11 protein-coding genes are annotated in these 13,264 nt (G+C 61.8%); 7 read left to right on the top strand and 4 right to left on the bottom strand.

What is annotated here, in order from left to right; translation table 11 throughout:
* From G4L39_RS07405 to G4L39_RS07375, 7 genes are all read left to right on the top strand, one after another.
* A partial coding sequence (locus G4L39_RS07405) for an RHS repeat domain-containing protein (RefSeq protein ID WP_165107109.1) occupies positions 1 to 1,028 on the top strand: 1,028 nt, incomplete at its 5' end.
* Positions 1,029 to 1,057: 29 nt separating this feature from the next.
* Positions 1,058 to 1,576 (top strand): hypothetical protein, encoded by a 519-nt coding sequence (locus tag G4L39_RS07400; RefSeq protein ID WP_165107107.1) that lies wholly within the window; start codon positions 1,058 to 1,060, stop codon positions 1,574 to 1,576.
* 300 nt (positions 1,577 to 1,876) lie between these two features.
* On the top strand, positions 1,877 to 2,275 hold the full coding sequence (locus tag G4L39_RS07395; protein ID WP_165107106.1) for a hypothetical protein: 399 nt from the start codon (positions 1,877 to 1,879) through the stop codon (positions 2,273 to 2,275).
* Between the two features lie 793 nt (positions 2,276 to 3,068).
* A complete protein-coding gene (locus G4L39_RS07390) occupies positions 3,069 to 3,476 on the top strand; it encodes an RHS repeat-associated core domain-containing protein (protein WP_205880853.1) in 408 nt (135 codons plus the stop codon).
* A gap of 27 nt (positions 3,477 to 3,503) precedes the next feature.
* Positions 3,504 to 3,803 (top strand): hypothetical protein, encoded by a 300-nt coding sequence (locus G4L39_RS14635; protein WP_205880852.1) that lies wholly within the window; start codon positions 3,504 to 3,506, stop codon positions 3,801 to 3,803.
* Between the two features lie 471 nt (positions 3,804 to 4,274).
* Positions 4,275 to 4,994 (top strand): RHS repeat-associated core domain-containing protein, encoded by a 720-nt coding sequence (locus G4L39_RS15910; RefSeq protein ID WP_165107105.1) that lies wholly within the window; start codon positions 4,275 to 4,277, stop codon positions 4,992 to 4,994.
* A gap of 1,601 nt (positions 4,995 to 6,595) precedes the next feature.
* Positions 6,596 to 8,116 carry a sialate O-acetylesterase gene (locus G4L39_RS07375; protein ID WP_165107102.1) on the top strand — a complete coding sequence of 507 codons (1,521 nt, stop codon included), beginning with the start codon at positions 6,596 to 6,598 and terminating at the stop codon, positions 8,114 to 8,116.
* 124 nt (positions 8,117 to 8,240) lie between these two features.
* Here G4L39_RS07375 and G4L39_RS07370 read toward each other — a convergent pair whose 3' ends face one another.
* The 4 genes from G4L39_RS07370 to G4L39_RS07355 form a co-directional block, all read right to left on the bottom strand.
* Positions 8,241 to 8,765 (bottom strand): acyloxyacyl hydrolase, encoded by a 525-nt coding sequence (locus G4L39_RS07370; protein WP_165107100.1) that lies wholly within the window; start codon positions 8,763 to 8,765, stop codon positions 8,241 to 8,243.
* Between the two features lie 211 nt (positions 8,766 to 8,976).
* Positions 8,977 to 9,969, bottom strand: a complete 993-nt coding sequence (locus G4L39_RS07365) for a helix-turn-helix transcriptional regulator (RefSeq protein WP_165107099.1) — start codon at positions 9,967 to 9,969, stop codon at positions 8,977 to 8,979.
* Complete coding sequence (locus tag G4L39_RS07360; RefSeq protein WP_165107097.1) at positions 9,966 to 10,466, bottom strand: hypothetical protein; 501 nt, start codon at positions 10,464 to 10,466, stop codon at positions 9,966 to 9,968. Before G4L39_RS07360 ends, G4L39_RS07365 begins: the two co-directional genes overlap by 4 nt.
* 81 nt (positions 10,467 to 10,547) lie before the next feature.
* Positions 10,548 to 13,244: an MMPL family transporter gene (locus tag G4L39_RS07355; protein WP_165107096.1), complete on the bottom strand. Its 2,697-nt coding sequence runs from the start codon at positions 13,242 to 13,244 to the stop codon at positions 10,548 to 10,550.
* Positions 13,245 to 13,264 lie beyond the last annotated feature (20 nt).

The raw sequence follows: 13,264 nt of genomic DNA, 5'->3' as shown, positions 1-13,264 counted from the left end.
GGCAGGTGCGGTACGTCTGGACCAACAGCACGTGGCAGGTGGTGGAGGATCTGAAGCTGGTGAGTGATCCGGGGCTGTTTGGTCGTCACATTGTGGAGCTGAACGGGACGAACGGTGCGGTGGTGCGGTCGTACGTGTGGGGATTGGATCTTTCGGAAAGCCTGGACGGAGCGGGTGGAGTGGGCGGGTTGTTGTGGGTGCGGTTGAGCGGTGGACCTGGTGCGGGGGTGCACTTTGTGACCTACGACGGCAACGGGAACGTGTGGACCCTGGTCTCGGCGAGCACCGGTACCGAAACTGCCCGGTACGAGTATGGCCCGTTTGGGGAGCCTTTGCGGCTGACGGGCGCTGTGGCGGGGTTGAATCCGTTTCGGTTCAGAACGAAGCGTACGGAGGACGGCACGGGCCTGGTGCTGTACGAATACCGTGCCTACAGTCCCGCCCTCGGAAGGTGGTTGAGCCGGGATCCAATCAATGAACCGGGACACCGTATCCTTACACACAAGGGGCACTTCCGGCTGAAGCTTAGCGAGGAGCACAACTTGTATTGCGCGCTCAAGAATAGCGTGATGAATCTTTACGACGCTGACGGGCGCTCAATTGTCCCAGTGCTCGTGGTCGGCGGGGTGTCGATAGCTGCGGCGTTGTGTATCAGAAGCCAATACGAGGTAGCCCACGCTCGCTTTGGAGATGGATCTGCTGATCCTGCAGGGGATTCCTTCTTACATTGCTGGACATCCTGTCGGATTTCTAAGGTGTGTGGAGGTATACTGGCACAACTTGCAGGATTAGGAAAGGAAGGGCTGGATGCCTTCAGGAGGGCATGGCAGGAAATATTTGGAGGTGAAGATGAGACCGGGCACGGTTTGTGGCTCGATAGCCTCGATGATTGGATTGCGAACCAACAGTGCATCGGGTGGGAATCCTACCTGGGCCCGCTGCCCGGTTGGATTGGAGCGCTGTGCCGGAGAAGCTGCGAGCCCTGCTGTCGCGAGAAGGTCGGGTACCATGCCAACGGGCACGACTGAGATGGTAATTCCGGAGTATGATTGCCCGTATGACAGTGCGAATCCTGCTTGGGATCTGTGGCCTACTTGCACTTCTTGTTCTATGGGGAGCGCTGTCGGCGCGCGAGGCGAGCAAGCTCAGGCCGCCAGCAAGTGTCCGGACCTTTAACGACTTTCTCCGGGAAATGCCACCGCCCGTAAAGGTGCGGACATTTCTCTTTGAAGGCACAAACTACTTTGAGGTGTGGGGCCAGATGGGAGGGTTCATCATGCTTCCCTCCGGCTCATCATCCTACATCTTTGATCCCGGCGGTCGTCTTGTTGACTGGGTGGCCGACCGCGGGGATGCCGGAAACTACCATCGAAAATGGGGCTACTTCAAGGATGCGCGATTCATTTCCGTCGAGGAAATGCTGCAGATCTTGGCCTGCACCAATTCCCCCGCACCGCGAACGAACCGCTCCGTGGGGCGCCCACCACAGCGTGAGAACTGGTCGGAGTGTTCTTGGAGGTGGCCAAGAGATTCAGGTCTGGCGCTCGAAGAAGGGTTATGGCGGATCGGCGGCTAAGAAGAGCCGCGTCCTTTGTGGACATGGAGAAGAATCGTAGCCATAAAGCCTTGCGCTACATTCAGGTCGAGGAGTACGAGCCCACGATTAATGAAGGATACAAGGTCAACAAGAACAACTGCGCCACACTGGCGTGGAGCGAGTGGGAACGGGTTTAGAGTGAAAGCCTAAGGAAGGCGAGTCTTTCCGGATCGGGCAGGTGTGGTCACCCGAGCGTTTTTGAAGACAGCATCAACAAGGCAAACGCCGGTAAGAAGAGCGAACATTGTTGTGGTGAGGCAACCAACTGAGGAAGGAACAATGAAGGTCACGATAGCCCTTTTAGTGGGTGCGCTAGCATTGCTTGTCGTGGTGTCGGTCGTAATCTTGTGGTTGGCAGCACCTCAACCTTGGCCAGTCCCTCCGGGAACGCTCACGGTGAAAAAGGTAGCCTTCGACGGCCAGAGTTACGTCAAGATTGAAGGCGAGCCAATGAACGCACTTGGACAGGTTCAATCCATCAATGTAGAAGTCGATGACGACGCTCAAAGGATTGTCGTGAGTCGCTGCATCGTGCGCTGGAGTCCCTTCTCTAGAGTGACCGTCAACAATCAATGGCCCGTGTTCTATCCACTAGATTCTCTAAAGCCGGGAAGATATTCTGTAGTATACTTGACGAAGGACGGCGAAGGCACCGCTGGATACGTTGATGTACCATGAGGCCTATCAGCTAATCAGGATAAACAGTAAGGTGACGGCTTTACCGTTGCGTCTCGTACCGACCGCAGACAGCCAGGTCCGGGCAGGTCGGCTGGGAAGAAAGACACACATCCTGGATCGTGGTGGGTCGAACGCTGAAGAGGACGAAAAGCCCGTTGGCGCTTGGGATAGGGCGATGATAGTGTTTTACGCTCTGTCCGGTGGGAGCGCGCAGGTGGGGCATGGCCCCGTGGCTTTAGCACCGGCGCGGTCGGCAATAGCATGTAGTTCTGGACTTGCGCTGGCGTTCGGAGTGGGCATATTGAGCTAATAATGTGAAGCCCTAGGGTCCACGCAGCCTCGGCACGGCGGTGTGGGCATTGGTTAGGGCACGGGCGGAGAGTCCGCTCCCGACACCGAGATGGACGCGAGCGGCGGTGAGCGATTGCTGAAGGGATGGGACGGATACAGTTGACGATTAGCCATCGAAGCAACAGCAGGAATTGTGCCAGCTGCCAAGAAACATGAAGAATCTCAGCGGCTTTGCTGCGAGGGTGGGGACGCGGTTGGTGGGCGGGACGAGAAGGTTTGTGTTTGCGCAACTTAACGAACCTTAGCGACAGGAACTGTCGACGACGTGTGGCTGTGCTTGTGGGGCGAAGCAGTCGACGTGTGACGGTGACATGCGGCTTGGGCTTGAAAGAGACGGGGCGTGGTAGTGCTTGTGTGGGGGGCTCTTTTAATGGCGATGCATAGGCGATGAGTATCGACGGGTTTTCTGGATTACGACGGTAACGGGAACGTCTGGAACCCGGTGTCCGGTGGCACCGGTACCGAGACTGCGCGGTACGAGTATGGCCCGTTTGGGGAGCCTTTGCGGCTGACGGGCGCTGCGGCGGGTTCGAATCCGTTCCGGTTCAGCACGAAGCGGACGGGGGACGCGACGGGCCTGGTGCTGTACGAATACCGCGCCTACAGTCCCGCCCTGGGAAGGTGGTTGAGCTGGGATGCGATTGAGGAGCATGGTGCAGCGAACCTGATTGCTTTCTGCGCGAATAAACTCATTAGAGCCAGCGGTTATTTGGGAATGCAGATCACGCCGCCGGGATGGCCCTGGCCTTCTCCCGGATCTCCTCCGGTTCCAGGACCGGGTTTAGCAGTGGAGCACCATCCTAATCCGCCTCACCTTGTGATGCGGGGCGACTGCAAGGATGTTGTGTGAAACGCACTTGCGCATGCTAACGGCGCCATGAAGAAGGGTAAATGCAAGCAGTGGTTCATTGACCGTCGGGCAAGGGGTGAAGACTACGCAGTGCGTTGGTATGGGAAATGTAAACTGGTATGCCTTTTGGGTGGGACTGCGTGGGCATATGCGGCGACGCGCAGGATTGGTGTTTGTGAGGATAATGTTGGTGGTTTGTCAGAAGTAGAAATTGCATCGATTCTGATCCACGAGGTTGGGGATCACTATTGTCCGGTAATTGGTGGGGAAGACTGTGCCAAGTCGGCCATGGAGGCCTGTGAGAATGCGCTACTGGGCGGAGAGTAAATCCTATGCGAGTAACGCGGGCAGCTCGACGTGAAGTGCTAGCCATCGGGATTGCAGTGCAGGCTCTAGCCCTTGCATTGTTCCTAATGGCGACCGAAATCGGGTGGGTTGCTCGAAATCTGGCGCTGATGTTTGTTGCGGCCGACGTGTTGTGTTATGCTTTTTTCACAAAGCTCAGGCTCTCAAGCAGTTCTCTCCTCAGGATGTGCTTTTATGCACTTCCGTTATGGCTGACCGTGGTCTACGGGGTCGTAGTGAATATCGTGGGCGTACGGCATTAATACCAAGTTTCCGTTCTACCCCATTCGTGGCATAGCGTCTCAGGGTGTCGCTCGGCAAACGGGAGGACCGCACTCTGCATGGATCAGTGGAGACCTGACTACCACATGGTTATGATCTCTCGGGGGACACAGGCAGCAGCTTCGGCTCATGGACGGCGGCTGAAGGAAGGCCGTCTGCGTTATCAGTCCAATGGCGGTAAACAATTTCATCCGGTTCAGCACGAAGCGGACGGAGGACGGGACGGGCCTGGTGCTGTACGAATACCGGGCCTACAGTCCCGCCCTGGGAAGGTGGTGGAGCAGGGATCCAATCAATGAACCGGGACACCGTATCCTTACGCACAAGGGGCACTTCCGGCTGAAGCTTAGCGAGGAGCACAACTTGTATTGCGCGCTTAGGAATAGCGTGATGAATCTTAACGACGCTGACGGGCGTGGGATTGTTCTAGTGATCGTGTGTAGCATCGTGGGCGGCGCTGCCGTTGCCATCGGTGTTGGCATCGGTTACTGCACGGATGTTCTCGGGTGTTGGCTTCGGGTGCTGTTAGCACTGTTCGACGGCGAACAGGAAGCCGATCGGGTAGCCCCGGACGACACCACTCACCGCGGACCAAACGCTGCTGAGGGAGGCGATGCTGACGCGCTAAGGCACTGCATTGCAGCGTGCAATCTGGCCAGAAATTGGTACCCCTGCCTCGGACCTGACGGCGCTTTGGAACGGCTCCAGGCCAGGGAAACGAGCAGATCTCCTGGCTCCCAAATGGACGGACTGAATAACGAGGTTGGGATTGGCATCGGATATGGACTTGAGTGTGGCAAAAGCTGCACTGACGCTTGTCTGGATGCGCTACGGAAGGGCCTGCTCTACGAGATACGAAACGGTCAGATTGTTCCGAGCCCTGATGAATGATGGACGCTGGTGCAATGAAACGTCGGTGGTTATGGATCGGAATTGGGGCGCTTGCGGTTCTGTACTGTATGAATTGGCTTTTCACGCCAGAGATTGTAGGCATTGTAAAGCTGGAGGAATTCTATCGACCCAAAGGCAGGCTGAAGTGTGATCCCGAAAAGTGGCGTGCGCCGTCGTATTTCGGGCAGCGATATGAAATGGTTGACGACCTGCTCGAGAGATGGTTGCCCCTTGGGTTGAGCCGTGAAGAGGTCGAGAGTCTGCTGGGGCCTCCGCATTTGGTCCAGCTTTTAGGGGAGGATACACTGGTGTGGTATGAGCTGGGATGGCGAAGGGATTATCCCTCCCGAAGCATCTTCTTTCCTGGTACGCTTATTAACGTTGAGACATGGTTATTGGAGCTTCGCTTTAGAGATGGACGGCTGTATGCGGCAAGGGTTACCGAGAGCTAACGAGTTGTTGGGAGATTCTTGAGCAGGGTGTGAACAGACGGGCCATAGGCACCGGCTATGGGGAAACTAGCGTGGGCATTCGCACCGAATGATGTAGGAGTGAAGTTTGGGCGGCCAGCCTCACGCGTGACTGGAGTGCATCACGATCCTGGACCTCAACGGTAGGAAGGGCCCAAGAACTGGTGCGGGCGCCGTGTGTTCAGCGGGCTCGGTTCTCTGCTGAACCCGAGGGACGCGGGGGCACAGGGAGTACGTGCAGGGGGCTTGCGATGCATGGAGCCGTGGGGCGTGCAGGGAAGCACCGGGGGCGCGGTTGGTTTTCAGCCGAAGAGCGGTCAGAACGCCATGGGGTGGGCAAGGACGGTGACGGTCCTGCCGTGGGTGCGGCGGCGCAGATAAGGTGCGGACCGTGTCCCCACGGTCCGTAAAAAGATGCGGGCACAGAGGACTGTGCCCCTCCCACAAGGTCGCATGGGAGGGACGGCGTCCCCGCTGTCCGCATGAATATCGGGCGCAGAGGACTGCGCCCCTCCCGGTGGGCGTTTGCCGGCCCAATATTTTCAGTCGCCGGGGACGGCGACTCTCCGTGGCGGCCTGAGCTGCAGCATGGGCGGGCACGGAGGACAGTGCCTCTCCCAGGGCGCTGCCACGTTGGACGGCGCCTGGGAAGCTCGACAGGCCGGGGGGAAGCGGGTTCTGGCGGTGCGCAGGAGCGGTCGAGCCCCCGGGAGGGTTACACGAGGGGGCTGGAGGGCCAGAACACTGGCGAACAGCAACAACGTGAGGACAGTCGACCATGCCGGGGTGGTGAAGTGCGGGTTACCAGTGCGCTCGACACCGTGCGGACGGACGTGGGAATGAACCATGGCTGGTTGAGGGCTCGCTTGGAACGGATGCCCCGGGAGGCGGGGTTTGGCGGGTTCTGCGATGGATCGAGTGTGCCCCGGCCGGGGCTGGATTGCTGTCGATTTGGCGTCCGTGTGCGGTCGGCTGCCATGGGTGGAGACGAGATGCCGTGCGGTAACCGTTTTGCGAAGCCGTTTTGGCACGCAGCGCCGACGGCGGTTTTTTGGGATCGCCGTTGGAACGGCTTGGGAGGATGCGGGTTTTCGGTTGACACTTGAGGTGGGGCGGGATGGATTAGCGGTCATGACTGCGCGACGGAGTCTTCTGTGGAGTTTGGTGGGCTGTGCGGGGTTGTGGCCTGCCGTGGTATTGCGGGCGGATTTCCAGGTTGCGCCCGTGTTCAGCGACAACATGGTGTTGCAACAGGGTCAACCGGTTCCGGTTTGGGGTTGGGGCGATGATGGGGAGAGAATCACGGTGCAGGTGGGTTCGCGTCGGGCCACCACCGAGGTGCACAACGGCCGGTGGGAGGTGCGGTTGCGGCCGATGAAGGCGGGCGGACCGTGGACGATGGAGGTGCGGTCGGCCACGCGAGTGGTGACGTTCACGAACGTGTTGGTGGGGGAGGTGTGGGTTTGCAGCGGGCAGTCGAACATGGAATGGCCGCTCGAGCGGAGCCATCAGCCGGAGGCGGACATTGCGTCGGCCACGAATGCGATGATCCGGTTTTTGGACGTGCCCAATGTGAAGGCGGAGGCGCCCACGATACGGCTGAATGCGCGATGGGAGGTTTGTTCACCGGAGCGGGCCCGGACGTTTTCGGCAGTGGCGTACTATTTCGGCCGGGCGTTGCACCAGGCACGGGGTGTGCCGATTGGTTTGATTCGATCGGACTGGGGTGGGTCTCCGGCGGAGGCGTGGATGAGCCGGGAAGCGCTGGAGATGCGGCCGCGCTATGTACGGGAGATTTTGGATCCGTTTCCGGAGCAATGGCGGCGGTATCAGGAGAGCCTGGAGGAGTGGCGGCGGGCGCGGGAGGAGGCGCAGCGCGAGGGGCGTGAGTTCAAGCGGAACGCGCCCTGGCCGCCCTGGCGTCCGTCGGAGTTGTATCATGGGATGATTGCGCCGTTGATTCCGTATGCGATCAAGGGGGTGATCTGGTATCAGGGGGAATCCAACGCGGGCCGGGCGGAACAATATCGCACTTTGTTTCAAGATCTGATCCGGAACTGGCGGCACGACTGGGGTCAGGGTGATTTTCCCTTTCTGGCGGTGCAGTTGGCGCCGTTTATGGCCATCAAGGATGAGCCCGGTGAGAGTGCGTGGGCGGAGCTGCGGGAGGCGCAGATGTTGGCCATGCGGCAGTTGCCGAAGGTGGGGGTGGTGGTGACCACGGATGTTGGGGATCCGAACGACATTCATCCGGTGTGGAAGAAGCCGGTGGGTGAGAGGTTGGCCCTGGCTGCACGTGCGATTGCGTACGGGGAGAAGATCACCTGGTCGGGGCCGGTCTATCGCAGTGTGCGGTTTGAGGGTTCGAAGGCGATTATATCGTTTGATCATGTGGGGAGCGGTTTGGAGGCGCGTGGCGGGCCATTGAAGGGGTTTGCCATTTGCGGGGAGGATCGGAGGTGGGTGTGGGCGGAGGCGCGGATTGTGGGGCGGGAGGTTGAGGTTTGGAGTCCGCAGGTGCCGCGGCCGGTGGCGGTTCGGTATGGCTGGGCGGATTGTCCGGTGGTGAACTTGTGGAATCGGGAGGGTTTGCCCGCATCGCCGTTTCGCACGGACGATTTCCCTTTGATCACGGCGCCGCGGGAGCCGTGAGGGTGGGGCCTTCCGGGGGGTGAGGCGGCTGCGGACCGCAACCGGTCCGCGGCAGGTTGCTTCACGTGGTCGAGCCGGTGTGCCTGCAGGTTGACGGCTCTCGGGCCGGGGGCGTGAGCCCGGTTCAGAATCGGTAGTAGATGGTGAAGGTGTGGCTGTTAAGGCCCGGATTGTGGGAGCTGAGGCTGGCGTTGGACATGTGTTCGAAGCGGTAACCCAGGCCGAGGTGGCGTGTGACGTCCCAGTTCATGCCGGCGTAGCTGGTGAACTGGAAATTGATGCCCAGGTTGAGGCCGCCGAAGGTGTGGCGGGTGAGCAAGGTTGGGCTGATCCCGAGTTCGATCCAGAAGGGTGACTCGGGAGGGCGAACGGAGAATGCGGGGCCGAGTCGGAAGGTGCCTGCGGTTTCTCCTCGGCCCCCCAGCCAGCCCAATCCGGCGGCCAGATGGGGTTCGATTGCCCAGCCCGAGGGGCGTGTCCATGTCCAGGGCAGGCGCCACCAGGCGAAAGCCTCACCGGCACCCATGTCACGGCCGCGTTGGTTGATGGCCAGGGAAGCGTGCCAGCCGGCGAGGGTGGGTTGGAGGTTCCAGGGCTCGTCGGGCCCGGCAAGGGCGGGCATGGCACAGCCAAGCAACAGACCGAGCACGGCCCCTGTGTGGACCCGTGCCGGGTGGGGTGGCAACGGGCGCTGTGTGCCCTGGCACTGCCGGGCTGAACGGGGGGTGTCCGGTGTTTGGACCGGAGTTGACGCACGGTTACTGGCATCCGCTTGCATGGCCTCCACGATAGGATGCCGTCTCGACGGCTGCAACGGGCGGCCGGGGCAGGGCGGTGGCGGCCCGGGGCCACTCGGGAGATCAGGTTTTGTGGGCTTCCACCAGGCGGGTGGCGGCCTGTTGGACTCTTTCGATCAATTCCCGCGGCCGCAGGACGCGGGCCTGACCGCCCCAGCTCAGGACCCAGCGGGTGATTTCCTCCAGTTCGGACAGTTGCAGGTGCAGTTCGAGGGTGCCGTTGCGCCGTTCGCGGAGGGTTTGGGTCGGGTGCCACTTTTTCTCCCGGATGTAATCGGCTGCGGGTGGGTGGAACAGGAGGGTGACGTGATAATGACCGCTGCCGGAGCGGACGCCGAAGCTTCCGCGGAGCAGGTCATCCGGGGAGAAGCGGGTTGGGGGCCGGAATGTTTGGCCGGTGGGCCTGACCTCCAGCATGCGAGCGGGCACGAAGGTGCGGATGGAGCCGCGGAGGTGGTCGTGGGCGAAGAGGTACCATTCGCCGTTGATGTTGGCGAGGTGGTAGGGGTCGATGCGGCGACGTTCCGGCCGGGATTGACCGGGTTTGCGGTAGAGGATTTCGAGTTGCTCGCAGTGTGTGACGGCGCGGGTGAGTGTATCGAAGACGGCCAGGTCCAGCCGCGGTTCGGCTCGCTGTCGAAAGGAGAACGCCCTGGCCACGCCGGCGAGGTTGACCGAGATGGTTTCCGGGAGGCTTTGTTCCATTTTGTGGATGGCGCTGAGCAGGGGGCGCTCGAAGGGGGTGCCGCGGTATTGTTGCAGGGCTTTTTCGGCGAGTACCAGGGCCACCAGTTCGCCCTCGGTGAGCTGGAGGCTGGGGAACGATTCGACCGGTTCGGTGTAGTAGTAACCGAAGCGCCGGGGGTGGTATTCGAGGGGAAGGCCCAACCGATCGCGCATGAATTCCAGGTCCCGCTGGATGGTTTTGGGGCTGACCTCCAGGAGTTGGGCCAGGGTGGAGGCGTTGGGGAAACGGCCCGCCTGTACCTCTTGGTGGATGCGGAGCATCCGTTCCAAGGGCGGTCGCGAAGTGCCGCGGCGGCCGGTGGCTTTCATGGACCCTTCGACACCATGTGGGTCGAAGGCTTGTGTGGCGTCAAGTGCGTGTCGCTGAGGATGATCAGTCCGTCAATTTTCTGGGCACCGTTGCCCCGGAGGCAGACACAACGTTCGAAGCCGTTTTCGGAGAGGAGGGCCTCCCACTCGCGGACGAGGCGGGTTTGTTCTTCGGGGGAATAGTTCACGCCCACGACCACGACGGCGAGGGTGCGCCCGGTGCGAAGGCGCTGTAAATGCGGGGTAAAGGTGGTGCGGCTGACCGGCACCAGAAAACCGTTCTCCCGGTACTCCGGACGCAGGACGTGGAACAGGTCCCAGCTGTAGAACTGGACGACGAGGTCGGCGCGATGACTTTCGTGGAACCTGGGCAGGTGCGCCGTTTGGGGGTCGAGAGAGCTGCACCCTGTGCAGACGGCTGCGCAGAGGAACGCCGTCAGCCAGGGGCCCATCCATTGGGGGACGCCGGGGTTCGAGGCAGCAAGATCGGTTTTCATGCTCTGCCGGATTGGAGAGCAGGCGGTGCGCCAATTCAGGGATGTGCGGGTGGTGTTGGGCCCGGTGCGTGGGAGATCGGATCAGAGCGGGCGGTGTCGTGCCTGGTGCAGGACGACGAGGAGGGCCGGCAGGACGGTCAGGGCTGCCACCATGCAGGTGGTGACGCCTGCGCTCATGACGAAGCCGAGGCTGGCGATGCCCTGATGATCTGCGAGCATGAGGCTGCCGAAACCGGCGACGGTGGTGAGTCCGGAGACGAGGACCGCCTTGCCCGTACTGCGGGCCAGGAGACCCGGCTGCTGTTCCTCGGCGTAGCGGGTCAGGATGTGGATGCCGTTGGTGACACCGATGCCGATGACCAGGGGAAGGGTCATGATGTTGGCGGGGTTGAAGGAAACGTCGCGCCAGATCATCCAGCCCATGAGCCAGACCATGCCCAAGCCCACCGGCAACAGGGAGAGGGCCACCGCAACGGGGTTGCGGAAGTGCCATCCGACCAGCAGGATGATGGCGGCCAGGGCGTACCAGGCGGCCTGTTCATAACTTTCTTTCAGCAGGGTGGTGTATTCGTAGAGCTGGACGGGGGTTCCGGTGGCGTCGGGGTCCACCGTGCGGAGTTGCCGCACGAATTCCTCCTGGGGCTTGCGTTGCCAGACGTCCTCCCTGGGAAAGACCTGCAACAGCAGCTTGCCGTGAACGCCCACGAAGCGTTCGCGCAGTGCGGCGGGAAGGTCTTGCAGCTGCACGGGCACCTCGGGGTCCTGTTGTTGCAGGGCTTGGAGGGTTTCGCGGAGGTCCTGGAAGAAGGCGCGCTGGTAGGCGGCGAGTTTTTCGGCGCGTTGGGTATCGGTGCCCAGGGTTTCATCGAGCATGCTGCGGCGGAGGCTTGTGACGGTTTCGCGCAGGCGTTCCAGGGTGGAACGGAGCTCCTGCTGATCGGGGGTGAGGGATTCGAGTGCCAGGCCGAGGTACCCGCCGAGGGCCCAGAGGGTGCGGCTCAGGTCCTGCAGGGCCACCGGTGCCGGATCGGGCTCCGGCAGGGGCAGTTGTCGGGTCAGGTCGCGGGTTTGTCGAATGATTTCGCTTTTGCGACCCGGCTCGGGGGTGAGGAGGGGCACGAGGCTTTCCACGGATGCCACGGCGGGAAGTGCTTCCAGGCGGGTTTGGAGTTGGCGCGCTTCCGGCAGGGAATCGGCGATGACCACGCCATACAACAGGGAACGTCCGGCAGATAGAATCAATTTTTTGCTGAAGACGACGGCGGGCAGGCTCTGGCTTTGGAGATTGAGCAGGTTGTAATCGAAGCGCATGCGGAGTGCCAGGGTACCGGTGAGGAGCGTCAGGGCGACGGCCAGGGCCAGCACCCAGCGGGGCCGGCGCAGCCAGAGTTGCTCGATTCGGGCCCGCACGGGTATTTGCACGGAGGTTTCGTCGTACAGGTTCTGGCGGCCGGCCAGGAGGAGGGCGGGCAGGAAGGTGAGGGTGGTGATGAGGCAGATGACCATGCCGCCGCCGCAGATCCAGCCCATTTCTTGAATGCCCTTGAAGTTGGTGAGGGTCATGGCCCAGAAACCGCCGGCGGTGGTGAGTGCCCCGGTCAGGATGCCCTGGCCGGTGTGGGTCATGGCCCGTTCCAGTGCAGGGACGCGGCCGTGGCCGGCGCGCAATTCCTCTTCGTAGCGGGTGACCAGGTGGATGCCGAAGTCGATGGCCAGGCCGACGAGGATGGGGACGAAGGTGATGGTCAGGATGTTGAGGTGGCCGACGGTGGCGGTGGCGAAGCCGAGGGTGTGGGCCACGCCGACCAGGAGGGTTGCCATGGCTTTGAGGGGCCGGCCGGTTTCGCGGTAGCCCGCGATGAACAGGGCGGCGCACAGGACGAGGGCAAGTACGCTGGCGCGCAGGGTGTCGTGTTGGGACTGCTGCATTTCGTCCCACTCCAGTACCGGTTCACCGGTGATGCCGACGTTGACGCCGGGCACTTCACGGCGGGTTTCCTCGACCTTTTCGCGCAGGCGGGCGATGGCTGCCCGCTCCCGGTCCACCGAGGGCGGGTAGGTGGTGACCAGGAACATGCGCCCGTGGTTGTAGGCGAGGTATTGGGCGTGCAGGGCTTCCTCGCTACTGTTGAAGAGGGCGGTGACGCCGGGCGAGGGGGGCAACCCGGGCCGATGGAGACTGGCCTCGGCCTGGGCGAGGATTCGTTCCAGGGCCGGCAGGGCTTCGAGCAGGGCCTGTTGTCGTTCCGGGGGTGCGTTGCGGGCGGTCCGGAACCAGGTGTTGATCTGGTCGAAGAGGGACAGGAGGTTGGTGGTGTTGCCGAGGGCGGCCAGGAAGGGTTGGTAACGGGTTAATTGATCGTGCAGTTGTTGGAGCCGGGCCTCGGACAGGAGGTGGAGTGCTTTGTTGCCCAGCAACTTGAGGTCGCCCTTGTAGAAAACGCGGTGGAACAGTTCGGGTTCGGCCTCCAACCGTGCGGCCAGGCGTTCGACGAACTGGCGGTTGGCTTCGGGATCCTCGCTTTCGACGACGACGACCAGGTCATCCGGTTTGGGGAACTCGGCGCGGAATTTCAGGAAGTTGCGGTGGTAGCGGAGGTTCTCACCGACCAGGTTGCCTCGGCGGGTGTCGAATTGAAGGTTGTGGAGGGTGTAGAGGACCGCGCCGGTGGCCAGCAGGAGGTGGGCGGAGACGAACCAAAGGGGTTTGCGGGCCACGGCGCGGGCCAGTGCGGCCAGCAGGGCAGGCACCCATGGATGGGCCCCGAACAGGTTCATGGGCCGCATTGGGGAGGGGG

The sequence above is a fragment of the Limisphaera ngatamarikiensis genome (assembly GCF_011044775.1).
Lineage (GTDB): Bacteria > Verrucomicrobiota > Verrucomicrobiia > Limisphaerales > Limisphaeraceae > Limisphaera > Limisphaera ngatamarikiensis.
Note: the sequence above shows the minus strand (reverse complement) of the source record. Positions and strands in the feature narration are given on the sequence as shown.

Coding starts and splice junctions, on each gene's coding strand:
- G4L39_RS07375 (WP_165107102.1), top strand. CDS start 6,596: ATGACTGCGCGACGGAGTCTTCTGTGGAGTTTGGTGGGCTGTGCGGGG.
- G4L39_RS07395 (WP_165107106.1), top strand. CDS start 1,877: ATGAAGGTCACGATAGCCCTTTTAGTGGGTGCGCTAGCATTGCTTGTC.
- G4L39_RS14635 (WP_205880852.1), top strand. CDS start 3,504: ATGAAGAAGGGTAAATGCAAGCAGTGGTTCATTGACCGTCGGGCAAGG.
- G4L39_RS07400 (WP_165107107.1), top strand. CDS start 1,058: ATGACAGTGCGAATCCTGCTTGGGATCTGTGGCCTACTTGCACTTCTT.
- G4L39_RS07355 (WP_165107096.1), bottom strand. CDS start 13,244: ATGAACCTGTTCGGGGCCCATCCATGGGTGCCTGCCCTGCTGGCCGCA.
- G4L39_RS07360 (WP_165107097.1), bottom strand. CDS start 10,466: ATGAAAACCGATCTTGCTGCCTCGAACCCCGGCGTCCCCCAATGGATG.
- G4L39_RS15910 (WP_165107105.1), top strand. CDS start 4,275: ATGGCGGTAAACAATTTCATCCGGTTCAGCACGAAGCGGACGGAGGAC.
- G4L39_RS07365 (WP_165107099.1), bottom strand. CDS start 9,969: ATGAAAGCCACCGGCCGCCGCGGCACTTCGCGACCGCCCTTGGAACGG.